The following is a 25,492-nucleotide window of genomic DNA, read 5'->3' on the forward strand; positions in this document are numbered from 1 at the left end:
CGCGCCGGGGGGGGGGGGGGGGGGGGGGGGGGGGGGGGCCCCCCCCGGCCCCCCCCCCCCCCCCCCCGGGGCGCGCCCACCCCCCCCCCCCCCCCCCGGTCCAGAGATATCGGGCTGACTACCGATAGCCACCCGTCCGTTGCCTTCGCCTCGCTCGTAGTGCCGCGTCCAGGGAGAACACGGAGGCGCCGGCGAGGACGAGGGGCAGCCAGGCCATCAGGTAGGCGAGGTCGTTGCCGTAGTAGTACGGGTCGGACTGCCAGCTGATGGTCAGCCACAGGCTGAGGGAGATCAGCGCGCCGCCGAGTGCGGCGATGCGGGCCAGCAGGCCGATCAACGTGCCGATGCCGACGGCGAGTTCACCGAAGGCGATGGCGTAGCCGAAGCCGACGGGGCTCTTCAGGGACAGGTCGACCAGGGCCGGGATGGCGGACGAGTCGCGCACCGCGCGCATCGTCTCGCCGACCGACCCGGCGCCGGAGGCCTTCATGAAGGCGCTGTCGGTGAGTTTGTCCAGACCCGCGTAGATGAAGGTGACGCCCAGGAAGACGCGCAGTGGGAGAAGGGCGTATCGGGTGGCGGTGTCCCGCCAGTTCCGGTCGCCGTCGAGGTACGGGGTTTGCGTATCCATTCGAGTGCCGTGAGTCATCGCCCTTAGCCGCCTCTCGCCCGCCGTTGACCCCTCAACAGACCATACGTACGAAAAGGGGGACCCGCTCAACCATGCTTCGGACAGTTTTTCGGACTTCGGCCGAGTTCGGGCGGCGGTCGGCCGCGTTCTATGGATATTCATCAGATGTGGGCGCGGATCTGCCGTACACCCACAGGACGTCCTCGCTCATCGACCGTCGGCCGTCTCAGTCCGTCACATCGACCACGCAGGCGTTCGTCTCCACGCCCGCCGCGGTCACGACCTGTACTTCCACGCGGCCGGGCTCGACGTCCACGGGGACCGGGACGGTGAGGAGCGTGTCCGTCGGGTTGGAGAAGCCGCCGGTGACCGGGACCAGGGGGACGTGGACGTTGACCGGGCCGATGCGGACGACCATGCGGGAGAGCCGGTCCGCCGTCTGGGCGCCCGGGGGGACGAAACCGGCGCCGCGGATCTCGATGTCGTCGCCGGTGCGGATGGGGGCGTCGAGGTCGCCCGCCTCGCGGGACCGCACCACCGAGAGGATGACCGGACGACCGCCCTCCGCGTACTTGCCGGCCAGGTATGTCGCGGCGGAGATCAGGACGACCACCGCCAAGCCCCAGGGCAGGTCCGGCAGTTGGTCGGGGCGGCGGGCGAGTCTCACGGCCGCGAAGACGAGGGCGACGGCGCTGATCGCGACGTACTGGATGTCGGCGAAGGTGCCGCGGCCGGCGTCGTCGGTGAGGAGGTCGGCCGCGCGCGGGCGGTCGGCGGGGATCTTCTGGAGGCGCTGGCCCAGCACGCGCAGGCCGACGACCCGGCGGACGAGCACGGCGATCGCGCAGACCACGGCGAGGACGGTCACCACACCGGCGCCGCGGGCGAGTTCGAGGCCGGAGATGAGGGCGTCGCGCTCGGCGTGGTCGGAGGCGGCGGCGAGGCGGCCGGCCAGGACCAGCACCGCGTACGCCACGAAGAGCACCCAGGAAACGGCCACCGCGCGGGAGGTCGACAGCCGGTTGTCCTCACCGATGACCGGAGCCAGCGCCCCGCCGCGCGCCCGGTGGAACCAGGAGGCGGCACTCAGCGCGCCCGCGACCACGAACGCGGCCAGCAGTCCCGCCGTGCGGGCCGCCGTCCAGCCCGCGCCGATCGCGGTGAGCGCCTGCACCAGGAGCAGGACGACGAAGCCGCCCCACACGGCGAAGGCCGTGCGGTGCCACAGGCGCGCCAGCCAGGCGCCGCCCTCGGCCCGGCCGCGTTCGGCGACGGCGTCGGCGGACTGGGTCAGTTCGTCCGAGACCCACTGCCGGGAGGCGGACGCCGAGTGCGCCACCGCGGCCGGCAGCCCCTCGCCGGCCGCGAAGCCGTCCCGCTTGACCAGGAACGCGGCGACCGCGCGCCGATGCCCCTCGCGTGCTCCGTGCGGGCAGTCCCCGCAGGTGCAGCCACCTCCGTGGGCACCGATGTGCTCGCCGCCCTGTCTCGCCTCCTGCACCGCCACGCCCGACGCCTGCCTTCCCCACGACCCTCATGGACCTCGGCCCTCGAACCCGGGCCCTCACGTTCGGCGACCGGCTCCAAAGCCTTTGGCCACCGCCTTGCAACTCCCGCACGACAACAGCGGATTGTGCCCTACGGGACACGGCCCGCGTCCGGCAGGTCTGGTCAGCGCGGGTGAAGTGACGACCGCCGTGTTGACCCGGCTGCGAGAATTTCCGTATGGCCGAGATCATCCAGCGCGACGGGACCTGGGCCTTCGACGGCACAACGGTCAGGATCACACCGGGACTTCACCGTTCCGTGCCACTGTTCCGGCAGACGTACGGCGAGATCGCGGTGCCCCTCGAAGCCGTCGCGGGCGTCGTCTACGAGCCCGAACGCAAGCGTGGCCGACTGCGGCTGAGGCTGCGCGAGGGGGCCGATCCGCTGTTGCAGGCGACCGGTGGGCGGCTGCCGGACGCGGCGGATCCGTACCGGCTGATCGTGGACATCGACCGGTCGGGGGTCGCCGAGTACGTGGCGGAGGAGATCCGGCACGCGCTGCTCCTGGACCAGATCCCCAAGGAACCCACCAAGGCCTATCTGCTGCCGGGTCCGCCGGTCCCGGTCTCGGTCCGGTCCTCCGACGGCACGGTTTCCTTCGACGGCGCCCAGGTGCGGATCGACTGGGCGGACACCTCGGAGCGCGTGAAGCGGGCGACCGGGCCGCGGATAGTCGCCGTGGGGGATCTGGTGCAGGTGGAGTGGTTGCCCAACTCCGGCTACGAGGACGGGTTCATGCGGTTCGTGACCCGGGAGACGGTGTTCTCCAAGCTGCCGCCGGAGAAGGACCCCTACGCCCTCGACCTGTGGGGCAGCACCCGCCGTGATCTGCTCACCGCGCTGGTGGCGACGGCGGTGACCGCGCGGCTGCCGCATCCGTCGGCCCGTGAACACGAACGCGACAACGGCGAGTTCGCGGACGGTCCTCGACGGGCGGCCGCCGTTCCGCCGCCGGCCGACCATCACGACGTACTCCTGCGCAGGCTGCGGGAGTTGGGCGAGCTGCACCGGGAAGGGGTGCTCACGGACGAGGAGTTCACGATGACCAAGGCGGCGGTGCTCCGCGGTTTCGGATAAGGAGCTCACGCAGAGGGGGGTTCAGCTGAGGAGGTCGGGTTCGCTGCGGCTGATGTCCTGCCACAGGGGCTGGTAGTTGATCCATGCGACGAGGTCGCCGCCGGTCTGTTCGCGGGTGGCGACGGCGAGTTTGTGGTCGATGAGCAGGGGTCTGCCGGCCGCCTTGGCGAGGAGCTGGACCTGACAGGAGCGTTCCATGGACAGGAACCACCAGGCCGCCGCGTCCACCGAGTCGCCGACGGTCAGCAGGCCGTGGTTGCGGAGCACGAGCGCCTTGCGGGAGCCCAGCCCGGCGGCGATCCGCTTGCCCTCCTCGGCGTCGACGGAGACACCGCTGTAGGAGTCGTAGAGCGCGTGGTCCTCGTAGAAGGCGCAGCTCTCCTGGCTGATCGGGTCGAGGAAGTCACCGAGGGCGGAGAGGGCGCGCCCGTGCACGGAGTGGCAGTGGGCGACGGCGACGACGTCCGGGCGGGCGGCGTGGACCTGGGAGTGCACGGTGAAGGCGGCCTGGTTGACATGGTGGCCGCCCTGGAGGACCTGGCCCTCGGAGTTGGCGAGCACCAGGTCGCTGACGGTGACATGCCGGAAGGGCATCCCGAAGGGGTTGACCCAGAAGCAGTCGGTGAACTCGGGGTCGCGGGCGGTGATGTGCCCCGAGACCCCGTCCTCGAAGCCGAGCCGGCCGAACAGGCGCAGGGCGCCCGCGAGCCGTTCCTTGCGGTGCCGGCGTTCGTCCTCGACCGACTCGTGCATCGGCGGCATGGCGAACCGCAGCCGGTCGGTGGGCAGGGGGGAGGGCGGCGTCGGCCCGGGCATCGGTCCTCCAGCACTGGGTTTGTCGTAAGGGCGAGAAGTTACCGCCGGTCGGTCGAAAAGGGCAGTGCCGGTCAGTAAAGAAGACAGAGGTTGTCGGTTATCGGCGGAACACTCGCCGTATGACAGCGAACTGGGCCACCTTCACCGCCGCCGAACCTGACCTCGCCGCGACCGTCGAGGAGCGGTTCGGGGCGTTCACGCATCACATCCTCGCGACCCTGCGCAAGGACGGGTCGCCGCGTACGACCGGGCTCGAAGTGCGGTTCCTGGACGGCGAGTTGTGGCTCGGGATGATGCCCGATTCGCTCAAGGCGCTGGATCTGCGGCGTGATGCGCGCTTCGCGCTCCAGGCGAACCCGGGGCCGGGGACGGAGATGGGCGGCGGGGACGTACGGGTGAGCGGGCGGGCGATGGAGGTGACGGATGCGGCGGCGAAGGGGGCGTACAGCAAAGAGGTGGAACCGCCGGAGCCGTTCCACCTCTTCCGCACCGAGTTGACGGAGGTCGTGCGGACCTACGTCGAGGACGAGAAGTACCTCGTCGTGCAGGTCTGGAAGCCCGGAGGGCCGGTGCGGACCCTCAAGCGGACCTGAGCCCCCTGAGGGCTACTCCCACTCGATGGTCCCCGGGGGCTTCGAGGTGATGTCGAGGACGACCCGGTTGACGTCGGCGACCTCGTTGGTGATGCGGGTGGAGATCTTCGCGAGGACGTCGTACGGCAGGCGGGACCAGTCGGCGGTCATGGCGTCCTCGGAGGAGACCGGGCGCAGGACGATCGGGTGGCCGTAGGTGCGGCCGTCGCCCTGGACGCCGACGCTGCGGACGTCGGCGAGGAGGACCACCGGGCACTGCCAGATGTCGCGGTCGAGGCCGGCCGCGGTCAGTTCCTCGCGGGCGATGGCGTCGGCGTCGCGGAGCAGGTCGAGGCGGTCCTTGGTGACCTCGCCGACGATGCGGATGCCGAGGCCGGGGCCGGGGAAGGGCTGGCGCTGGACGATCTCGTCCGGGAGGCCGAGCTCCTGGCCGACCATCCGGACCTCGTCCTTGAACAGCTTGCGGAGCGGTTCGATCAGCTTGAACTCGAGGTCCTCGGGGAGACCGCCGACGTTGTGGTGCGACTTGATGTTGGCCGTGCCCGTGCCGCCGCCGGACTCGACGACGTCCGGGTACAGCGTGCCCTGCACCAGGAACGCGACCTCGGGGCCCTCGTCCGCGATGATCTCGGCCTGGGCCTGCTCGAAGACGCGGATGAACTCGCGGCCGATGATCTTCCGCTTCTGCTCCGGGTCGGAGACCCCGGCGAGCGCGGTGAGGAAGCGCTCCTCCGCGTCCACGACGACGAGCTTGACGCCGGTCGCGGCCACGAAGTCCTTCTCGACCTGCTCGGTCTCGCCCTTGCGCATCAGACCGTGGTCTACGTAGACGCAGGTCAGCTGGTCTCCGATGGCGCGGGCCACGAGCGCGGCCGCTACCGCGGAGTCGACGCCGCCGGACAGACCGCAGATGGCGCGCTTGTCGCCGACCTGCTCCCGGATCGCGGCGACCTGCTCGTCGATGACGTTGCCGGTGGTCCAGGACGGGGTGAGGCCCGCGCCGCGGTACAGGAAGTGCTCCAGGACCTGCTGGCCGTGCGTGGAGTGCATGACCTCGGGGTGGTACTGGACGCCGTAGAGCTTCTTCTCGTCGTTCTCGAAGGCGGCGACCGGGACGACGTCCGTGGACGCGGTGACCGTGAAGCCCTCGGGGGCGGCGGAGCAGGCGTCGCCGTGGGACATCCAGACGGACTGCTCGTCGGGAGTGCCTTCGAAGAGGGTCGAGGACGAGCGGGAGACGTGCAGGGGCGTACGGCCGTACTCGCGGGCGCCCGTGTTGTCGACGGTGCCGCCGAGGGTGGTCGCCATCAGCTGGAAGCCGTAGCACATGCCGAAGATCGGGACGCCGGCCTCGAACAGCTCGCGGTCCAGGCGGGGGGCGCCCTCCGCGTACACGGACGAGGGGCCGCCGGAGAGAATGATCGCCGCCGGGTTCTTGGCGAGCATCTCGGCGACCGGCATGGTGCTCGGCACGATCTCGCTGTAGACCCGGGCCTCGCGGACGCGGCGGGCGATGAGCTGGGCGTACTGCGCGCCGAAGTCGACGACCAGGACGGTGTCGGGGGCGGGGGTCGCTGCTGACACGGGGGCCTTCCGGCGGTGGGGCGGGGGTCTTGGGTACCGATTCTAACGGGGGTCGCGTGGGACACCTCTCCGTGTGCTGGGGGCTCCGCCCCCGGACCCCCTGGACCTGTGCCCGCCACCGCCCGACCCGGCCCGCCGCAGAAGTGCTGTGGCATACTCGCCCCATGCTCACGCACCCGACCTTCCTCTTTACCTATGGCAACCGGCCCGCCGGCTGCCATGGTCGTGCTGCTTGAGCTACTGACAAGCGACTTCCCAGGCGCCCCGGGCCGACAGGTCCGGGGCGCCTGGTGTTTTCCCGGATCTGTCGACCGGGGGCGCTCCCACCACAAGGAGCCCGGAATGACCACCACCACCCCCGAGCAGACCATCGCCGACGCCCGTGAGCGGATCGACGCCCTCGACGACCGGATCATCGGGCTGATCCAGGAACGGGTCGCCGTGTCGGCCGTCGTGCAGGAGACACGGATCGCCTCCGGCGGCAGGCGCGTGCACCTGTCCCGTGAGAACGAGATCCTCAGCCACTACAGGGACGCGCTGGGCAAGCCGGGCACGGCCCTCGCGATGACGCTGCTCGAACTGTCGCGGGGGCGGATCTGAGTTCGAGCCCCGTCTCACCCGTACGGCGCGTGACCGCCCCGGGAACCGCTTCGTTGGTGGGGGTGTCCGTGCCAGCCAGGGGCGGGCCCGAAAGAACCACGCGTGGCTCGCTGGGGCGATGAGACGTACGGATCGTGCCGTACGTCGTGGGACCTCGCTCCAGGGTCGTGACCGGACGGCAGGGGACAGCAGCCCGGTCACCCAAGAGAACGGTCGGCTCCGGGGACGCCCGGGGCCGCCCGGCGGAAACTGCAAAAATGCACAAAGCCGGACCGAACGGTTGCGATCGTCGTCTCCATCCAGCACGATGCGTAGAAGCCCCCGAGCTCTCCTCCGGGCCCCAAGTCCCAAGGCAGCCACCCGCATTGCGGTGCACCGTCCCACTGCCAAAGGTCGAGACCAAGCGCGCGCCCCGTGTGCGCCGGGGCGCCGACCCGGGGCACTGAAGACAACTTCAGACCAGCGGCGCAACCCCCCGGCGCCGCTCCCAGGCACCGGCGCTGCCCTGACGTCGGTGCTGACGGAGAAGGGCCCCGCGGCTCCGTCCCGCGGGGCCCTTCGCTTGCCCGTCAGCCATGACCGTGACCGGCCTGCCGTGACCGGCCTGCCGTGACCGGGTCTAGGTCCTGCTCACCGTCCCGCAGGTGCCCTGCCCCTTGCTGATGTCCTTGCTGCGGTCGTACGGGTCCGTCGTCGGGCCCGAGGGGGTCGCGCCCGTGGGGGCCGACGTGGCGTCGGAGGCGAACTGCGGGTGCAGATAGCCGTCGTAGATGTCGCAGGCCGAGTTGCCGAAGTCCGCGTTGTTGAGGGTGAGGGTCAGCAGGCCGGGGGTGACCTGGTAGCGGGCGGGGTCGAGGATCTCGGTGTCGATCACCCGGCGGACGATGGTGCGGGCGACCTCGGTGGAGCCGTCGGTCCGGACCAGCGGGTAGACGAAGGTGTAGTCGGCGTGGACGGTGACGCCCCCGCTGGAGTCCTTCGCGAAGGTGATGCGGCCGCGGGTCTTCACCACCTTGCCGACGAGCCGTACGTCCTTGGGATCGAAGCGGCTGAACAGCAGCGTGGGGTCGTTGGCCTTGGTCGGGAGGGCCAGGGAGGCCTTCAGCTCGGTGAGAACCTTGGGCTGCTTCGGGTCGAGGACCGCGAGCGCGGCGGACGGGCGGGCACCGGCGATCGTCTTCGGGTCGAGGTTGGACGCGACGAGCAGGATCTTCGTCTGCTGGAGGGCCAGTTCGACCCGGTCCTTCGAGAAGCTGCCCACGGCGGTCGCCTTCGGCAGGATGATGCCGGCCTCGCCGTCGGCCCAGTTCAGAGCGGGTGAACCGGCGAACGGCCGGTCCAGGGTGGGTATTTGGGGATCGACGGAGGAGGGCGCGGCGGTCGGGGCGGCGGTCTCCGGGGCGAGCGGGGACGCGGAGTCCGAGTCCGCCTTGGCGCCGAAGGGGTCGCCGGGCAGCAGCGAGGGTCGCATCGCGACCACGGCGACGGCCACGGCGAACGGGACGCCGAGTACGGCCCACAGGCGACGCCTGCGCCGGGCCCGCCCGTTCATCTCCTGCCAGGCAGGACCGGTACGCCAGCCCTCGGGCTGCTCGGCCTTCTTGAGCCGCTCGGTCACCTGGCGGGCGCGCGCGGACGGTTCCTTCTGTGCGGAGGCCCGGATGTCACGCTCCGTGTCACGGGCGAACTTGTCCCAGACGTCGTCGGGGATCTCCGGGGTCGAGGACGGTTCCTCGGACGGTTTGTCAGACACCAGGTAGTTGTAGGCGTCCGAAAGCGTGTTCACAAGCAGAACCCAGGTGTGACACAGCCCACATAAGAATCTGGTGAGGATTAGCGCAACCATTCACAGGTTTCCCGGGTCACACCTGCCATAACAAGGGCCACACCCGCGCCCCACACGCGGAGCCCTCCGACCCAGCGTGCTGCACTGTCGCAGCACTCCGGACTTCTTGAGGACTTCATGAAGCTTCGCCGTGTCATGGCCACGGTCGCCACGACGGCCGCCATCGCCCCCCTCGCCCTGCTGTCGGCGCCGGCCGCGTTCGCCGACGGCGACTCGCCGGTCACGTCGTCCAGCAGCCCCGCGGCCGAGGAGAGCACCCCGGCGGGCGACGCGAGCACCCCCGCGGCCGACGGCAGCACTCCCGCGTCGGACACGAGCAGCCCGGCGGCCGACACCAGCACGCCCGCCTCGGACACCAGTTCCCCGGCGGCGGACACGAGCAGCCCCGCCGCGTCGGGCACCCCGAGCGGGAGCGCCTCGCCGAGCCCGTCCGCGTCGCCGAGCAAGCCGGGCGACGACTTCGACCCGTACGCGGACTGCAAGACCTTCGACCTGGACGAGAAGCTCTCCGCGTCGATCACCGGGCTGCCGAACAAGATCGTCGCCGGTTCCGGCTGGCACAACTTCAAGTTCGTGGTGAAGAACGCCTCGGACAAGGACCTGCAGAACGTCTGGATCAACGCGCTCACCGAGTACAGCGACGACGTGAACGAGGACTCCTCGCTCATGCTCGACCTGGCCGAGATCCAGCTGAAGCAGGACGGCAAGTGGACCGACTCCTACCAGGAGACCGTCGGCACCGGCAGCGACGAGACCACGCTGTCCGGCAGCATCGTCGCGGTGCTCCCCACCCTGGAGAAGCAGTCCTCGACCACGCTCGACCTGCGCGTGAAGATCAAGCCCAAGGCCCCCGCGGGCTCGTCGTTCGCGCTGAGCCAGGCGGTGTACGCGGGCAAGGGTGAGTCCTGCTACGTCAACGGCGACTACTACGAGTTCTCCGTGCTCGCCGCCGGCAGCAGCGAGCCGGGCGACGTCGGCGAGGCCAAGCCGACCGGCCAGAAGCCGACCGGGACCAGCGACGTGAAGCCCCAGGGCTCGGTCAACGAGGCCACCGGCAACCTCGCCGAGACCGGCTCCAGCTCCGCCCTGCCGGTGATCGGCCTCGTGGGTGGCGCGGCGGTCGTCGCGGGTGCCGCCGCGGTCGTCATGGTGCGCCGCCGCAAGACCGGAGAGAGCGCGTAAGCACGTAGCTCGCTCGACAAAGGACCTGCGCTCGGAGGGGGGCGCAGGTCCTTCTGTTTGTGCCGAATACCTTTCTCACCTTTCTACGACTCTTACCTTTCTACGACTTTTACCTCTCTACGGCTTTTACCTCTCTACGGCTTCGGCGGCACCGTCGGCATCCCCAGGAACGGCAGCTTCAGCGCGCCGAACGCGCCCTCGGGGACCGCCGGTTGAGTCGGCTCCACCGGCTTCAGCCGTTCGTACGAAGCCCCTTGGCGCGGACGCGGGTCCGGCTCGCCCTTGTTGGGCCAGTACGACATCGCGCGCTCGGCCTGCGCGGTGATGGTGAGCGACGGGTTGACGCCGAGGTTCGCCGAGACGGCCGCGCCGTCGACGACCGAGATGCCGGGGTGGCCGTAGAGGCGGTGGTACGGGTCGATCACGCCGGTCTCCCGGGAGGCGCCGATGGGGCAGCCACCGAGGAAGTGGGCGGTGAGCGGGGTGCCCATCAGTTCGCCGACGTTGGAGCCCGCGAAGCCGTTGATCTCGGCGGCGATGACCGTCGCGGCCTCCGAAGCCGCCCTGATCTGCTTGGGGTTGGGGGCACCGTGACCCTGACGGGCCGTCAACAGCCCCTTCCCCACGCCGTCTTCCTTCAGATACGTCGTCAGGGAGTTGTCCAGCGACTGCATCACCAGGCCGATGATGGTCCGTTCCGACCAGCGGCGGTTGGAGAGCGAGCGCAGGACCAGGAGCGGGTGACGGGCCGCGTTCGCCAGCCAGGCCAGCACCCTCGACGAGCCCTCGGCGTACGGGACTTGGAGGATGGAGAGGCCGCCCATCGAGTTGGAGCCCTTGCCGTAGCGGACCGGTTCGATGTGGGTGTTCTCGTCGGGGTGGATCGAGGAGGTGATGGCGACTCCGCGGGTGAAGTCGGCCTTCGGGGTGCCGGTCGCCCTTCGGTAACGGCGGTCGTCCGTCTGGGCGCCGACCAGCGCCTCCGAGTTGGTGCGGGTGAGCTCGCCCAACTTCTCGGAGAGGTACGGCAGTTGGCCACCCGCCTTCATGCGGTGCAGGAGGGTCTGGGTGCCGTAGGTGCCGGCGGCGAGGACGACCCTGCGGGCCTTGAAGGTGCGGCCCTTCGACGACTTCCTCGCGTCCGTGGGCAGCGTCGCCACCGCGTAGCCGCCCTGCGAGTCGTCCGTGACGGACACGACCGTCGTCATCGGGTGGACCTCGGCACCCGCCTTCTCGGCGAGGTGGAGGTAGTTCTCGTTGAGGGTGTTCTTGGCGCCGTGCCGGCAGCCGGTCATGCACTCGCCGCACTCGGTGCAGGCCTTGCGGTCCGGGCCCGCGCCGCCGAAGTACGGGTCCGCGACCTGTTCGCCGGGCCTGGCCTTCGCGGTGCCGTCGGCGTCCTCGCCGTCGCCGAAGAAGACGCCGACCGGGGCCATGTGGAAGGTGTCGCCCACGCCCATCCGCTGCGCCGCGGCCTTCAGATGGACGTCTGACGGGGTCATCGTCGGGTTGAGCCGCACGCCGAGCATGCGGCGGGCCTGGTCGTAGTAGGGGGCCAACTCCTCCTGCCAGTCCGTGATGTCACGCCACTGGGGGTCCTCGAAGAACGGCTTGGGCGGGACGTACAGGGTGTTGGCGTAGTTCAGGGAGCCGCCGCCCACGCCCGCGCCGGCGAGGACCATGACGTTGCCCAGCAGATGGATTCGCTGGATGCCGTAGAGGTTGAGCCTGGGGGCCCAGAGGTAGTTCTTGAGGTCCCAGGAGTTCTTGGGGAGGGACTCCCGGGTGAAGCGGCGGCCGGCCTCCAGGACACCTACGCGGTAGCCCTTCTCCGTCAGGCGCAGGGCGGTTACGGAACCACCGAAGCCCGAGCCGACGACGATGACGTCGTAGTCGTAGGTGTCCTGTGGCACATGCTCTCCTCGTTGAGAACCGTTGAGAACCAGGGATTGCTACTTGAGACGCAAGGCCTTCATCACCCGGAGGCTCCTGCTCATGAACTGCGCGTACGCCTCGTCGGTCATGCCCAGTGACGGGGCCATCGGCAACAGCCGCTGCTGCGCGACCGTTTGGGCCTCGGTGTACTTGAGGATGCCCTCGGAGCCGTGGCGGCGGCCGAGGCCGGAGTCCTTCATGCCGCCCATGGGGGACTGGACGCTGCCGTAGGCGGAGGCGTAGCCCTCGTTGACGTTGACCGTGCCGGTGCGCAGGCGGGCGGCGACGGCGCGGCCGCGGCGGCCGTCCTTCGTCCAGACCGAGGAATTGAGGCCGTAGGACGTGGAGTTGGCCGCTTCGACCGCCTCGTCCTCGGTCTTGAAGCGGTAGATGGAGACGACCGGGCCGAAGGTCTCCTCGCCGCACACCGCCATGGGGGCCTCGACGCCGTCGAGGATGGTCGGTTCGAAGAAGTACGGGCCGATGTCCGGGCGGGCCACTCCACCCGCGACGAGCTTGGCGCCCTTGGCGACGGCCTCCTCCACGTGGCGCGTCACCGTCTCCAACTGGCGCTCCCCCACGAGCGATCCCATGTCGGCGCCGTAGGCGAGGGAGGTGCCGAGGCGCATGGCCTTGGTGCGGGCGGCGAAGCGTTCCAGGAAGGCGTCGGCGACCGACTCGTGGACGTACAACCGCTCGATGGAGATGCAGAGTTGGCCGGCGGAGGAGAAGCAGGCGCGGACCGCGCCCGCCGCCGCCTTGTCGAGGTCGGCGTCCTCCAGGACCAACATGGCGTTCTTTCCGCCGAGTTCGAGGGAGACGCCGACGAGGCGGGCCGCCGCGCCCTGCGCGACCTCGCGGCCCGTGCGGGTGGAGCCGGTGAACGAGACGTAGTCGGCGTGCTTGACGACCTCGGGGCCGACGACCGGGCCCTCGCCGAGGACGACCTGGAAGACGTCGGCGGGCAGGCCGGCCTCGATGAGGAGGTCGCGGGCCCAGAGTGCGGTCAGGCAGGTCTCGGTGTCCGGCTTCATGACGACCGCGTTGCCCGCCACGAAGGCCGGGAGGGCGTCGCCGACGGAGAGTTCGAGCGGGTAGTTCCAGGGGGCGATCTGGCCCACCACCCCGCGCGGGTGGCGGAGTTCGGTGACCTTGGTGAGGGTCGGGACGGCGCCGGTGTGCCGCTTCGGCTTGAGGTAGGCGGGGGCCTTGCGGCCGTAGTGGCGGGCCGCGACGGCGACGGCCTGCACCTCCTCGTGCGCGTGCAGCCGCGCCTTGCCGGTCTCCAGCTGGATCAGGTCGAGGACCTCGGCCTGGCGGGCGAGCACCAGGTCGTGGAAGCGGAGCAGGACGGCCGCGCGCTGCCGTACCGGCGTCTGCACCCACAGGGCCTGTGCGGCGCGGGCCGCGTCGAAGGCCTTCGCCACGTCCTCGGGGGTGGACTCGGGCAGGTCCGCGAGCTTCTCACCGGTGAACGGCGTGTGGTTGGCGGTCCGCCCGGAACCGGCCACACCCTTTGTGAGCTGGGCGACCAGCTCCGGGGTGACCACATCGGCGGCGGTACGGGCGCCTGTGGGGGCCGGCGCGAGGGGGTTGGTGCCGGTCGTCGTTTCCGTACCGGTCTTTTCCGGGGCCTGCGAGTCCGTCATGTGCGGCAGGGTATGCCGCCACGAAGGGTTTGGGTACCCGTCGGTAATCGGGATTCACCAGGCGCTCACACCACGCCAGCGATCACTGGCAACGAACGCGCTGATCAGGGCGTTGTGCGGGGACGATCATCACTGGATCCCCTACGGCTCACTTTTCCGGGAGGGTGAGCCGGGCTCGGGCGCCCTTGAAGAGCGCGGTGCCCTTCTTCTCCGCGGGTGTGCCCTTGGGCATGTCCACGCGCAGTTCGTACATGCGGTGGTCGGCGGTGCGGATGATCAGGGCCATGGCGCGGGTGGGGACGCCGGACTGTGTGTAGGTGGTGTCGGCGAGGACCGCGTCCTTGTTCCCGCGGAAGCTGGTGCGGGTGTACTGCGGGTTCGCCGTGCCCTGCCCCAGGGCGTGCGCTTCGGCGAGCGGCGCGTCGGCGGCCTTGCCCCACTCGGTGAGGCGGACGCGGAGGGCACCGGTGCCGTAGGTGACGGTGCGGCTGCCGGCTGCCGCCTGTGTCTCGAGAAGCTGGTACTGGGGCGGGAGGAAGAGGACCGCGTTCATACCGTCCCGCTGGTGAGCGGTCCAGGAGCCCGAATCCTTGCCGAGGACTCTCTCCAGGACGGTGCCGAGGACGAGGCCCGCGAGGAGTACCACCCCGAGGGCGATGAGAAGGGTGCGGCGGGGGCGGGACTTGGGCTTGGGCTTGGGCTTGAGTTCGGTCCTGGGTTCGGGTCTGGGCTCGGGTTCGGGTTCGGGTACGGCGGCAGGGGCCGGCTCCTCGGGCGCCGTGTCCTGGACGGCGACCGCCGGCTCCGGTACGTCCTTCCCCGCGGCCACCGCCTCCAGTACCGCGCCGACCTCCTCCGCCCCCGGGCGCTCCGCCGGGTCGCGGGCCAACATCCTTACGATCAGCGGTCCGAGGGGGCCCGCCCGGGTCGGCTCGGGCGGTTCGCCGGACAGGATCGCGCCGAGGGTGGACTCCACGGTCGTACGGCGGAAGGGGGACGCCCCTTCGACGGCCGCGTACAGGAGGACGCCGAGGGACCACAGGTCGGAGGCCGGTCCGGCGCCGGTGCCGGACATGCGCTCGGGGGCGATGAACTCGAGCGAGCCGACGAACTCTCCGCTGGCGGTGAGGGATTCCTCGCCCTGGATGTGCGCGATGCCGAAGTCGGTGAGGACGACCCGGTCGTGGGGGCCGAGCAGCACGTTGGCGGGCTTCACGTCACGGTGCACTATCCCCACGGCGTGCGCGGCGCTGAGGGCGCCGAGGACCGCGCGGCCGATGCGCGCGGACTCGGAGGGGGCGAGGCGTCCGCGCCTGAGCAGTTCGTGCAGGGACTCGCCGCGCACCAACTCCATGACGATCCACGGGAGTTGGTCGTCCTCGACGACGACGTCGTGGATGGCGACGGCTGAGGGGTGGTCGACCCGGGCAGCGGCGCGCGCCTCGCGGTAGAGGCGGTGGGCGGCGCGCTGGAACTCCTCGTCCTCCGGGCCGCCGGGCAACCTCGGCTGTTTCACGGCGACTTCGCGGTCCACGAGTTCGTCGAACGCCCGCCATACGGTGCCCATGCCGCCGGAACCGATCCGTTCGAGCAGCCGGTAGCGGCCGCCGACCAGCCGTCCGTCGCGCACCTGTTCGCCGACTTCGCTCATGCCCCATCAGTACCGTGCCGGATACGGCCTTGTCGACGCGCGTCCTACTTCCCGAGCGTCAGCGTGTCGCCCGCCCGCCGCACCTCCGCGACGCCGCTCCCGCCGAAGTGCGCCGGAATCACCAACTCCCCTTCGTCCGCCGCCCGTTCGAGCACACGCCGGCGGCTCGCAGCGGCCTGGCGCGGATCGAGGCAGAAGCAGCTGCTGCACTCGGGGTGCGCGATCTGGACCGGGCTGTGCAGCAAGTCCCCTACGAACACGGCCCCTTCACCACCAGAGGCGACCCGGAGGACCGCGGAACCGGGGGTGTGTCCGGGCGCGGACTCCAGTGTGAGGTGTTCGTCGACGCGGTGGGTGCCGTTCCACAGAGTGGCCAGCCCGGCGCGGTGCACGGGCGCGACGCTGTCCTCGTAGGTCAGCCGGTCGTCGGGCCGCACCTCGCCGCCGTAGTTGTTCTCGGGGCCGAAGTGGAAGTCGTCGGCGGCGGGGAGGAGATAGCGCGCGTTGGGGAACAGCGGCTGCCAACTCCCGTCCACGTCATGGGTGTTCCAGCCGACGTGGTCGCCGTGGATGTGGGTGTTGACGACGATGTCGACCTCCTCCGGCCGCACACCGGCCCGCGCCAGCCGGCCCGGCAGGTCGCCCTGGCTCATGTGGAACAGCGGATTGCCGGGCCGTTCCCGGCCGTTGCCGACACCGGTGTCCACGAGCACGGTCCGGCCGGCGCTGCGCAGCACCCAGGTCTGGAGCGCCACGACCGCGGGCGTGTCGTGGTCGTCCGGCCACGCTTCGGGGGGCAGGTCCGGGACGAGGGTCAGGACAGGCACGTAGGGCCTCTCCCACTCGACGACTCGGACGACTTCGACGTCACCGATCATGAAGGTCTGTACGTTCTCCTCGGTCATGGAAATAAGCCTAGGAAGCCATAGATGAGTGTCTCAATACGAGATCTGCTCACTTGAATACGCATACAGCTCACCATCGCACCTCTGCCGTAGTGTGCCCTCATGGACGTGGTGAGCGACGCGATCTCCGCCGTGCGGACCGGGCGGGCCTCCTCCAACCGGCTGCGGGTGGGCGGGAGTTGGTGCACCCGGCTGGCGCCGTACGCGGGTGCGGGGTTCCATGTCGTGCTCGCGGGGAGTTGCCGGCTGGTGCCCGACGGGGGCGGTGAGGCGGTGGCGCTGGGCGCCGGGGATGTCGTACTGCTGCCGCACGGAGCCGGGCATGTCCTGGCCGACCCGTCCGGCGACACGGTACGGGCGGTGCCGTTCGAGGAGATGCGACGGCCGCTCGGGGACGGGCCCGAGGTGGAGTTGCTGTGCGGGAAGTACCGGCTGGACCGGAGCCGTACGCATCCGCTGATGGCGGAACTCCCGGAGGTGGTCCATCTGCCGAACCGGGTCGGCCGCCATCCCGAACTCCGTTCTGCCGTGGACCTGTTGGCACAGGAGCTGGACGAACGGCGGCCGGGGGCCTGCCTGGCGCTGCCGAGCCTGCTCGACCTGCTGCTGATCTACATGGTGCGGGCGTGGATGAGCGAGGCGGAGACGGGCAGTTGGCCGTCCGTGCTGAGCGATCCGGTGACCACGGCCGCGCTACGGGCGCTGCACTCCGACCCGGCCGCCCCCTGGACCAACGACCGGCTGGCCGCGGCGGCGGGCGTGTCCCGGGCGACTCTGGCCCGCCGGTTCACCGCGCTGGTGGGGCGGGCGCCAATGGCGTATCTGACGTGGTGGCGGCTGACGTTGGCGGCGACCCGCCTGCGGGACACGGACGCCTCCCTGGCAACTGTGGCCCGCGAGGCGGGATACGGGAGCCCGTACGCCCTGTCGCACGCGTTCAGCCGGGAGTTCGGGGTGACACCGGGGAGGTACCGCGCATCGGGGGACTTCGAGTCCTAGTCGCAGTCGGGGTCGTCGTACTCCTCCGCCAGTCGCAGCCCCAGGTCGGACTCCCAGTCCAGGGCCCACCGCCGCAGTTGCCCGATCTCCTCCGCGTCGAGTCCGTGCGCCGCGAACTCCTCGTCGCTCACCCAGACCACGCTCTCCAGCCGGTCCCGCAGGCCGGTGAGGTCGAACTCCGGCCCGGCGTCCCGCAGTCCGAGCTGTTCGAGTTCGATGACGGAGAAGTGGCGGCAGGCCGCGTACACGGCGAGCACGTCCTGCGGCAGACCTCGGTCGGCGAGCGCGCGCACGCTCGCGACCGCCAGGTCCTCGTGGCCCGCCGACAAGGTCAGTCCCCTCCCAGGAAACCGTGAAGAGAGAATGACCTCAACTACCGCCACTGACAAACCAATCGCGCGCGGCCGCCGCACCGCTCACAGGCTGTCGACGTCCAGGTTGGCGATCGCCGCCCTCGCCACCTCGCGGCCACGGGCGGTGAAGTCACCCTTGCCCGGATAACTGACGGTGAGCCGGTACATGTCCCCGGCGGAGGTCTTGTAGTAGAGGATCCGCAGCTCGCGGGGAAGGGGGTTCTGGGTGTCGTTGGAGTCGTAGACGACCGTGTTCTCGGCGGACGGTTCGCCCCGGTAGGTGCCGGTCGGCTTCGGGACGGTCTTCGCCGCCTTGCCCATGTCGAGGTCGACGCTGCCGTTGGTCTTGAAGTCGCCGTTGTCCGAGTACATTTCGGCCGCCGCCGAGTCCTTGATGTACCCGTTGGTGTCCTCGGACTTCTTGTCGAGGCTCAGGAAGACCCAGATGCTGCCGCTCGGGTCGGTGTACGTGACCCAGTGGCTCTTGTCCGAAGTGCGGTCGGGGGTGGTCCTCTTGTAGGCGGCCGGGACGGCGAGCGTCGCGGCCACATCGGACTCGTGGTGCTTCTTCCAGCCGTGCGGCAGCGGCCCCGCGAACGGGTTCGCGATCACCAGGTACGCGGCTGCCACCGCACCGGCGACGACCACGGCACCGAGCCCGAACCATGTCCTGCGGCCCAACCGGCGTTTTCCCGCGGCTCGTTGGGCGTAAAGCACCTCCTGCGTCGACGCCGGAGCCGGCGGGTTCGCCACCGATTCGAGTACGGCGCGCACCCGGGCCGCGTCCGGGCGGCTCGCCGGGTCCTTGGCCAGCAGGCCGGTGATGAGCCCGGCGAGCGGGCCCGGCGCCGAAACCGGGGGCGCGGGCACGGAGTTGAGGACCGACTGGAGGGTGGCAGGGGTGTTGCTGCGGCGGAACGGGGAGACGCCCTCCGTCGACGCGTAGAGGACCACGCCGAGGGACCACAGGTCGGAGGCGGGGCCGGGGCGCTGGCCCAACACCCGTTCCGGCGCGATGTATTCGGGCGAGCCGACGAAGCCGCCGGTGTCGGTCAGATTCGTCTCGCCCTCGATCTGGGCTATCCCGAAGTCGGTCAGGACGACCCGGTCGTGGCGGCCGAGCAGGACGTTGTCCGGCTTGACGTCACGGTGCAGGACGCCCGCCGCGTGCGCGGCTTCGAGGGCCCCGAGCACCTGGAGGCCGATACGGGCCGCGTCGCGCGCGCCGAGAGTGCCCTCCTGCAGCACCTCGCCCAGCGAGCGGCCGGTCACCAGCTCCATCACGATCCACGGCCGGCCGTCGACGACGGCCACGTCGTGCACGGTCACGACGGCAGGATGGTCGAGCCGGGCCGCGGCGCGTGCCTCGCGGCGCATTCGTTCGAACGCGTTGTCACGTTCGCGTTCGGGAAGATGATCCGGGACGCGGGGCTCCTTGACGGCGACCTCGCGGTCCATCGTCTCGTCCCGGGCCCGCCACACCGTGCCCATGCCGCCGTGCCCGAGCTTGCCGAGCAGTCGGTAGCGCCCGGCGATCAGACGTCCGGTGCCGGTGTCCCGCGAGGGTTGTGGCACCTTCGGTCTGGGCGGTTGCAGAACAAAACTCGTCGTCTCGTCGGACCCGCCGCCCTGTCCCCCGTCGCTGCTCATGGGTCCATCCATATCGCGGCGACCGCTCCCGTATCCACAGTGAACGCGTTCCGGTCACACACCCGTGACTCGAACGGTCACCTATCTCCCTTTTACTCCGGTACGGGCGCGCCGAGTCACGCCGGTACGAACGTGTCCAGCGCGACGTCGAAGTACTCCTTCGCCTCCCGCACCTTCCCGACCGGCGCCGACACCCACACGTCGTACATCCGGCCGCCCTCCTCCCAGCACAGGTCGTAGGTGTGCCGGGGCCCCTCCGTCGTGCTGAAGCCGTTCCAGGTGAACTCCCAGAGGGCGGCGGGGTGTCCGTAGTGGGTGGTGTCGGTGACCTTGCCGTCGCGGTAACCGGGGTTGGTGTCCGCCCCCTTGGCCGCCGCGCTCTTCATCACCGCGAGCGGGCCGCCGACTTCGGGGTCCGACATCTTGATGCCGAGGCGGAAGGTCTCCCCCGGCGACATGTAGAAGATCCGTTCGCCCTGCGGGACGCGTGTGAAGTCCTCCGGTACTGCGAGCGCGAAGCCGTCGGGGTCGTTGGCTACGCGGTAACCGGAGGGCGCGGTGGGCGAGTTGGCGGTCTTCGAAGGCGTGGGGGTGGGCGAGGGCGCGGCCGAGCGGCTGGGTGACGGTGACGTCGGACCGGCGCTCGTCGAGGTCGACGGCGCCGAACTCACCGGCGAGGAAGCCCCCTTGTCGTCCCCGCGCATCAACAGCGCCGCCGCCGACACCCCCGCACCCGCCATCGCCGCGACCAGCAACGCGGCCACGAGGACACCGCGCGTGGACCGCCGAGGGGGCGGCACTTCCGTGACGGGGGGTGTGGGTGACGGCGTCGACGGTTGGGGTGGTGGCGCCAACTCCCGCAGCGGAACGTCCTGTTGGGTCGGCGTGTAACCGGGCGTCGGGTGCGCGGCCCGCCCGGCCGCCGCCTTAGGCGTATGCCCTGTCCCTGTACCTGCCTTCGGCGTGCGCCCCGTCTTCAGGAATGCGCGCAGCATCCGCTCGGCCTCGGCCGCCTCCAGCCGCCGTTCCGGATCGCGTTCGAGCAGTCCCCGTACGACGGGCAGCAGCGGCCGGGCCTCTTCGGGTGGCCGGATCTCGTCGAAGACGACGGCGTGCAGGATGCCGCCCAACGAGTCGCGCCGGAACGGCGATTCACCGCTCAGCACCGTGCACAGCAGCGCGCCCAGGGACCACAGGTCGGACGCGGGACCCGTCCGCACGCCGGACATCCGCTCCGGCGCGGTGTACTCCGGCGAGCCGACGAACGCGCCGTTCTCGGTGAGCGTCGTGGCACCCGCGACCTGCGCGATACCGAAGTCGGTCAGGACGATCCGGTCGCCGTCGGCGTCGGCCTCGTCGGAGGCGGTCTCCAGCAGCACGTTCGCCGGTTTGATGTCCCGGTGCAGGACGCCCGCCGCGTGCGCCGTGCGCAGCGCGCCGAGCAGGGCGAGACCGATCCGCGCGGCCTCGGCGGCGTCGACCGGGCCGTGGGTGTTGATCCGGTCGGCGAGCGAGCCGCCGTCAATCAACTCCATGACGATGTAAGGCCGTTCGTCCTGCTCTACCACGTCGTGCACGACGATGATGTGCGGATGCCGCAACTGCGCGACCGCCCGCGCCTCGCGCAGCGTCCGGTCGCGGTGCTGCCGGGCCTCCTCCTCGGAGAGCGAGTCGTCCTGCGCGATCTCCTTGACGGCGACCTGCCGGCCCAGCAGTTGGTCTGTCGCCCGCCACACGACACCCATGCCGCCGCGCCCGAGCCGCTTCTCCAGTCGGTAACGCCCGGCGATCACCCGGACGTTCTCCCCCTCGGTCCCCATGCGCACCATCATGACGCAACCGGAAGCGGTCAGCCCGAGTCGGGACTCCAGCTCTGCAGGACCGACTTGAACTGTTTGCTCGTCGTGGCCCAGTCCGCGGCCGGTGAGGACATGTAGATCGCGTACTCGACCCCGTCACGGGAGGTGTACGTCTCCTCGATGGCGCGCCGAGGCCCCGGGAAAGGCGTGTCCTTCGCCAGCGCGGTCCAGGTGTAGTCCCACAGGGAGCCGGGACGGTCGCGGTAGGTGTTCGCCTCCAGGGTCACCCTGTTGTAGGCGACCAGCTTCTGGAGCTGTATTTCGAGGTCCAGCTGGTGGGCGTTCGCGGTGGGGAAGTCCGGAGAGGAGTCGATGGCGATGCGGACGAAGTGCTTGCCGTTGTCGGGCGTGTAGTCGACCTGCCTGATGCCGTCGGAGTCGCCGTAGACCTTCCGCGCCCAACCCTTGGGGAGTGATATGTCGAAGCCCCAAGGGTCGTGGTAGACCTGCCAGTTGGCGGGATCCGAGCTCGGCGTCGAACTCGGCGTGGAACTCTGCGAGACCGACGTGCCCGGGGTGCCGCCCGCGCTCTGGTCCCGGTCCTGGTGCCACTTCTGCAGCCCCAGCGCCGTACCGCCGCCGACGAGCGCGGCGAGGACGACCACCAGGACGACCGAACGGAACCGGCGGCGCTTAGGCGGAGCGGGCGCGGTACCGCCGGGACCCACAAGGGAGACGGCCGGCGTCTGCTGCTGGTACGTGGCCCCCGTCGCCGACGCATACGACGGCGCACCCGCACCCGCACCCACACCCACGTACGGCGTCGCGCCCGTGCCCGGGTACGGTGTCGCGCCTGTGCCGGCGTACGGTGTCGCGCCGGCGCCGGGCGTGTTCGTGAAGCTCTCCGCCTGTGAGCCCACCCGCTGCGTCGGCAGCCACTCCTCCGCCGACCGCGGCCGTCGGCCTTCGGCGGCCTCCGCGAGCATCTGCTCGGTCTGGTCCGCGTTCGGCCGCAGGTCGGGGTCCTTGTTCAGCAGCGCGACGATGACGGGCGCGAGGGGGCCGGCGTACCGCAGTTCGCCGGCCTCCTCCTCGACGACGGCCTGCATGGTGGACAGCGGAGAGGTGCGGCGGAAGGGCGACCGGCCCTCGACCGCCGTGTAGAGCGTGGCGCCCAGCGCCCACAGGTCGGAGGAGGGTCCCGGGTCGGCGCCGCGGACGCGCTCGGGGGCGAGGTAGTCGACGGAGCCGACGACCTCTCCGGTGCGCGTGATGGTGCTGTCGCCCTCGATCTGCGCGATACCGAAGTCGGTGAGGAGCACCCGCCCGTCCTGCCCGAGCAGTACGTTGCCGGGCTTGACGTCACGGTGCAGGACGCCCGCGGCGTGCGCGGCGCGCAGGGCGCGCAGCACCCACATGCCGATGCGCGCGGCCTCGGCAGGTTCGATGCGGCCCTGCTCCTTGACCTCGTCGGCCAGCGAGTTGCCCTCGACCAGCTCCATGACGATCCAGGGGCGGCCGTCGTGCTCGAGGACGTCGTGCACGGTGACGACGGCGGAGTGGTTGATGCGCGCGGCGGCGCGCGCCTCGGCGCGGGTGCGCGCCAGCAGTCTCGGCTGGTCGCTCTCGGACACGTAGAGCGCGGCCGTCAACTCCTTGATGGCGACGGCCCGGTGCAGCACCTCGTCGTGCGCACGCCACACCCGGCCCATGCCGCCGCTGCCGATCGATTCGGCGAGCCGATAGCGCCCCGCGAGGAGCAGGCCCTGCATCTGATTCACGTTGCCCCGCAATGCTCTTGACGGGCTCAGCGTAAGGACCGGCCCTCCGACAGGGAACCAGCGGGGTACCAAGGAGACCGCACTGTGACGGTTGTCGCTTCTGCGCCCGAACGGGAACCATTTGGCTCCGGCGCGCCGCCTTCGCGGGTCAGCCGGTGTACTGGTAGGTCGACGACGCCTGCTCGTACAGCCGTGTCACCTCGTCCCGTTGGGCCTCCGGGCCGCGTATCTGCACGATGTGGTAGCGGCCGTCGATGAGGAACACCATGTTGCGCACGAACAGGTCGCCGCCCTGGCTGTCCGTCCAGGTGAACTGCCCCTCGGCCATGGTCTTCCCGCCGACCGTGATGGTCCGCAGCCCGGTCGCAGTGGCCCAGCTGGAGTCGCGGTAGGGCTGCAACTCCCGCTCGGTGTCCCGCTGGTACACCATCGGGTCGCTGCCGTACTTCGCTGCGCTGTCCCGCCCTGCTACGACGATCAGCTCGAAGTCGCCGTGGGAGTAGACCACTTGGCCGCTGCCGTTCTTCGGCGTACGGGTCCAGCCCTTGGCGACGGCGACCTGGAATCCCACGGAGTCCTTGCGCAGCACGAAGCCGTCGGCGACGTTCGAGCCGGTCTGCGTCTCGGTCGAACCGGCCGAGCTGGAGGGGGTGTTGGAGGCTTCGGGTGACGTCTGGTCGGGCTGCGGCTGACTGCTCGCCGCGGCCGAGGACTGGCTGGGCGCGGGGCTGACCTCCCCCGCGGCTCCGGTCTTGTCCCCCTGTCCGGCGCCGGTGTCCTCCCCGGACTTGGGCAGGAAGAGCATGGCGTACGCGACCGCGCCGGCCAGCAGCAGGAAGATGAGCACCAGCAGGGTCCGGCCGAGGCGCCGGGGCGACCCGGTGACCTCCTGTTTGGCCCGCTTGTGCCGCCCGTGCGGACTGGTCGCGGGCAGCCCGGCCCGCCGCCTGCGCACCAGCTCGCCGCGCCGCCGCACGATCGGCAGCCGCCGCGGGTCGGTCGGCGGAGTGGCGACGACATGGACACCGGCCTCGGGCTCGGGCGCCGAGCGCACCAACGACCGCAGCCAGCCCCGCAGTTCCTCGAAGTCCAGCCGCTCGGTCGGGTCCTGCCGCAGCAGCGACTCCACGACCGGCCGCAGCGGCCCGCACTCCTCCGCGAAGGCGGGCGGCTCCGCGCACACGAGCTGCACCAGCTCGGCGGTCGCCTCCTCCGGGTAGGGCGCGTGCCCCTGTACGGCCCGGAAGAGCAGCGCGCCGAGCGCCCACAGGTCGGTGGCGGGCCCGATCGGCGCGGCCAACTGCCAGTTCTCATGCACCGGCACGGCCTGCTCCGGCGCCCACCGCTCGGTGACGGGCCCCACGACGGTCATCCGCACCTGCCGGGCCCGCTCGGCCGCCAGCGCGGTCGCGGGACCACGCCGTACGGGAGCTCCGGCGGCGGCCAACTCGTCCCAGCGGGCGGGGGTTTGGGCCTGGGAGTAGGGATGAGGCTGGGGAGAGTTGTCGGGGACGGGGGTTGTGGTGGGAGGGGCGGGTTTGTTCAGGCTGGGAGCCGAGGCGCCCGCTCCGGTGAACGTGTCCGTCGGGGACGGTGCGGCGGGGCGCGGCGCGGCGCCGTGCCAGGAGGCGGTGTTGCGGACGCCGTAGGGGTCGGTGATCTGGCCCGGCGGCGTACCGCCGCCCGTGTGCTCCACTCCATGGCCACCGGCATACGGCCGTGGCGCCGACGGCAGCGCGGCCGAACCGCCCGGCTGCGCACCGCCGTTCCCGCCCTCGGCGGCGGGCCGGGCGCCGGGCAACGCCGGCCGTCCCGGCTGCTGGGCCTCCTGCACCCGGGCGGCGGCGCGCGCTCCCGCCCGGTAGGCGGCGATGGCCCCGGCCCGCGCGGCCCGGACGTCACCGCCGGTGTCCACTTCCCTGCGGGCCAGCGCGGCCGACGCCCCGCTCCCGCCACCGCCCTCCACCCCGGCTCCGGGCAGCCCTCCGGCGGCCCTGGCCTCGATGGCGGCCCGCCGAGCGGCCTCGGGGTCCACACCGACGGGACTCACGGGACGACTTGGACCACCGGGGCCTTCACCGTGCCGCGCGGTACCAGTGCCGGCTCCGGCTCCGGCTCCGCGGAAGGCACCGGGGACCGCAGGGGCCGTAGAAGCAGCTGGTGCCGTAGAACCCGTAGGAACTCGGGGAGTTGGCGGAGGCGTGGCGCCGCCGTGCTGTCCGGGGTGGCCGCTGCCGCCCTCGGCCTCGCCGTCCTGCGGGGGCACCGGGTCGTAGCCGCACAGTGCCTCCTCCGCCGCGCCGACCGCGAGGCCGGTCAGCATCACGCGGCCGTCGTCGCAGACCAGTACGGTGCGCGCGGTGATGTTCCGGTGCACCCAGCCGTGCGCGTGCAGCACCCGCAGCGCCATCAGCACGTCGGAGGCGATCTCGGCCGCTCGGTACGGCGACAACGGCTTCTCGGCGAGAAGCGCGGCAAGGGGCTGGGCGGACACCAGTTCGCTCACTATCCAGAGCGAACCGCCTTCGGCGAACACGTCGAAGACCTGGTCCAGCCGGGGATGGTCGGGAATCCGCGCCGCGGCCTGAGCGGCCTCGACCGCACGCCGTACCGCAGGATCGGTCGGGCGTCGCGTGGCGGTGCGCGCCGCGGCCGGCCGCCGTGCGCCCCGGTCGCGGGCCGTGAACCCGTCGGGCAGCCCGTCCTCGCCGAGCACCTCCGCCTCGACGACCTCGGGCAACGGCACCTGGCGTACCAGGACTTCCTGCCCGCTGTAGGTGTCGAAGGCCCGGGTCTCGGTGAGTTCGTACTCCTCGGAGGGCGGCAGCGGCAGGCGGTAGCGGTCGGCGAGCACCCGACCCGCATAGTCGTCCACGTTGCCTCCCCCGGCCGC

At 71.1% G+C, this 25,492-nt stretch carries 19 protein-coding genes; 5 read left to right on the plus strand and 14 right to left on the minus strand.

What is annotated here, in order from left to right; genetic code table 11:
- Positions 1-118: 118 nt before the first annotated feature.
- Together ACFXC1_RS31405 and ACFXC1_RS31410 are read right to left on the minus strand one after the other, a co-directional pair.
- Positions 119-649, minus strand: coding sequence for a DoxX family protein (locus tag ACFXC1_RS31405; RefSeq protein WP_381248850.1), 531 nt, complete (start codon positions 647-649; stop codon positions 119-121).
- A 208-nt stretch (positions 650-857) separates the two neighbouring features.
- A complete protein-coding gene (locus ACFXC1_RS31410; protein WP_381248852.1) occupies positions 858-2,138 on the minus strand; it encodes a hypothetical protein in 1,281 nt (426 codons plus the stop codon).
- A gap of 218 nt (positions 2,139-2,356) precedes the next feature.
- On the opposite strand from ACFXC1_RS31410, the gene ACFXC1_RS31415 reads away from it, so the two are divergent.
- A complete protein-coding gene (locus ACFXC1_RS31415; protein ID WP_381248855.1) occupies positions 2,357-3,256 on the plus strand; it encodes a DUF4429 domain-containing protein in 900 nt (299 codons plus the stop codon).
- Between the two features lie 21 nt (positions 3,257-3,277).
- Here the strand turns inward: ACFXC1_RS31415 and ACFXC1_RS31420 are convergent, their stop codons facing one another.
- On the minus strand, positions 3,278-4,072 hold the full coding sequence (locus tag ACFXC1_RS31420) for a class II aldolase/adducin family protein (protein ID WP_381248858.1): 795 nt from the start codon (positions 4,070-4,072) through the stop codon (positions 3,278-3,280).
- A 119-nt stretch (positions 4,073-4,191) separates the two neighbouring features.
- Here ACFXC1_RS31420 and ACFXC1_RS31425 point away from each other — a divergent pair, with 119 nt between their 5' ends.
- Positions 4,192-4,665, plus strand: coding sequence for a pyridoxamine 5'-phosphate oxidase family protein (locus ACFXC1_RS31425; RefSeq protein ID WP_381248861.1), 474 nt, complete (start codon positions 4,192-4,194; stop codon positions 4,663-4,665).
- A gap of 12 nt (positions 4,666-4,677) precedes the next feature.
- Here the strand turns inward: ACFXC1_RS31425 and guaA are convergent, their stop codons facing one another.
- Entirely contained in the window at positions 4,678-6,249 is a 1,572-nt protein-coding gene (gene guaA / locus ACFXC1_RS31430) for a glutamine-hydrolyzing GMP synthase (protein WP_381248864.1), read from the minus strand.
- A gap of 219 nt (positions 6,250-6,468) precedes the next feature.
- On the opposite strand from guaA, the gene ACFXC1_RS31435 reads away from it, so the two are divergent.
- Positions 6,469-6,849 (plus strand): chorismate mutase, encoded by a 381-nt coding sequence (locus ACFXC1_RS31435; RefSeq protein WP_381249036.1) that lies wholly within the window; start codon positions 6,469-6,471, stop codon positions 6,847-6,849.
- Positions 6,850-7,468: 619 nt separating this feature from the next.
- Here ACFXC1_RS31435 and ACFXC1_RS31440 read toward each other — a convergent pair.
- Positions 7,469-8,602 carry a hypothetical protein gene (locus tag ACFXC1_RS31440; protein WP_381248867.1) on the minus strand — a complete coding sequence of 378 codons (1,134 nt, stop codon included), beginning with the start codon at positions 8,600-8,602 and terminating at the stop codon, positions 7,469-7,471.
- Between the two features lie 210 nt (positions 8,603-8,812).
- Between ACFXC1_RS31440 and ACFXC1_RS31445 the strand changes: the two genes are divergently transcribed.
- The gene (locus tag ACFXC1_RS31445; RefSeq protein WP_381248870.1) at positions 8,813-9,877 is read left to right on the plus strand and encodes an LAETG motif-containing sortase-dependent surface protein; all 1,065 of its coding nucleotides are present in this window, start codon (positions 8,813-8,815) and stop codon (positions 9,875-9,877) included.
- Between the two features lie 134 nt (positions 9,878-10,011).
- Here the strand turns inward: ACFXC1_RS31445 and ACFXC1_RS31450 are convergent, their stop codons facing one another.
- The 4 genes from ACFXC1_RS31450 to ACFXC1_RS31465 all read right to left on the minus strand — a co-directional run bounded on the left by ACFXC1_RS31450 (position 10,012) and on the right by ACFXC1_RS31465 (position 16,017).
- Complete coding sequence (locus tag ACFXC1_RS31450) at positions 10,012-11,790, minus strand: GMC family oxidoreductase N-terminal domain-containing protein (protein WP_381248873.1); 1,779 nt, start codon at positions 11,788-11,790, stop codon at positions 10,012-10,014.
- Positions 11,791-11,829: 39 nt separating this feature from the next.
- On the minus strand, positions 11,830-13,461 hold the full coding sequence (locus tag ACFXC1_RS31455; RefSeq protein WP_381248876.1) for a succinic semialdehyde dehydrogenase: 1,632 nt from the start codon (positions 13,459-13,461) through the stop codon (positions 11,830-11,832).
- A gap of 148 nt (positions 13,462-13,609) precedes the next feature.
- Entirely contained in the window at positions 13,610-15,112 is a 1,503-nt protein-coding gene (locus tag ACFXC1_RS31460; RefSeq protein WP_381248878.1) for a serine/threonine-protein kinase, read from the minus strand.
- A gap of 44 nt (positions 15,113-15,156) precedes the next feature.
- Positions 15,157-16,017, minus strand: coding sequence for an MBL fold metallo-hydrolase (locus ACFXC1_RS31465; RefSeq protein WP_381248881.1), 861 nt, complete (start codon positions 16,015-16,017; stop codon positions 15,157-15,159).
- 102 nt (positions 16,018-16,119) lie between these two features.
- On the opposite strand from ACFXC1_RS31465, the gene ACFXC1_RS31470 reads away from it, so the two are divergent.
- Positions 16,120-17,016 carry an AraC family transcriptional regulator gene (locus ACFXC1_RS31470; RefSeq protein WP_381248884.1) on the plus strand — a complete coding sequence of 299 codons (897 nt, stop codon included), beginning with the start codon at positions 16,120-16,122 and terminating at the stop codon, positions 17,014-17,016.
- Here the strand turns inward: ACFXC1_RS31470 and ACFXC1_RS31475 are convergent.
- The 5 genes from ACFXC1_RS31475 to ACFXC1_RS31495 all read right to left on the minus strand — a co-directional run bounded on the left by ACFXC1_RS31475 (position 17,013) and on the right by ACFXC1_RS31495 (position 25,474).
- A complete protein-coding gene (locus tag ACFXC1_RS31475) occupies positions 17,013-17,345 on the minus strand; it encodes a hypothetical protein (RefSeq protein ID WP_381248886.1) in 333 nt (110 codons plus the stop codon). The two genes, ACFXC1_RS31470 and ACFXC1_RS31475, sit on opposite strands and share 4 nt — an antisense overlap.
- Before the next feature lie 87 nt (positions 17,346-17,432).
- Positions 17,433-19,019 carry a serine/threonine-protein kinase gene (locus tag ACFXC1_RS31480; protein WP_381248889.1) on the minus strand — a complete coding sequence of 529 codons (1,587 nt, stop codon included), beginning with the start codon at positions 19,017-19,019 and terminating at the stop codon, positions 17,433-17,435.
- A gap of 116 nt (positions 19,020-19,135) precedes the next feature.
- Positions 19,136-20,839, minus strand: coding sequence for a serine/threonine-protein kinase (locus ACFXC1_RS31485; RefSeq protein WP_381248892.1), 1,704 nt, complete (start codon positions 20,837-20,839; stop codon positions 19,136-19,138).
- A gap of 29 nt (positions 20,840-20,868) precedes the next feature.
- Positions 20,869-22,590, minus strand: a complete 1,722-nt coding sequence (locus ACFXC1_RS31490) for a serine/threonine-protein kinase (protein ID WP_381248895.1) — start codon at positions 22,588-22,590, stop codon at positions 20,869-20,871.
- Between the two features lie 157 nt (positions 22,591-22,747).
- Positions 22,748-25,474 (minus strand): protein kinase domain-containing protein, encoded by a 2,727-nt coding sequence (locus ACFXC1_RS31495; protein WP_381248898.1) that lies wholly within the window; start codon positions 25,472-25,474, stop codon positions 22,748-22,750.
- Positions 25,475-25,492: the final 18 nt, after the last annotated feature.

This window comes from Streptomyces hokutonensis (assembly GCF_042751305.1).
GTDB classification, from domain to species: Bacteria; Actinomycetota; Actinomycetes; order Streptomycetales; family Streptomycetaceae; genus Streptomyces; species Streptomyces hokutonensis_A.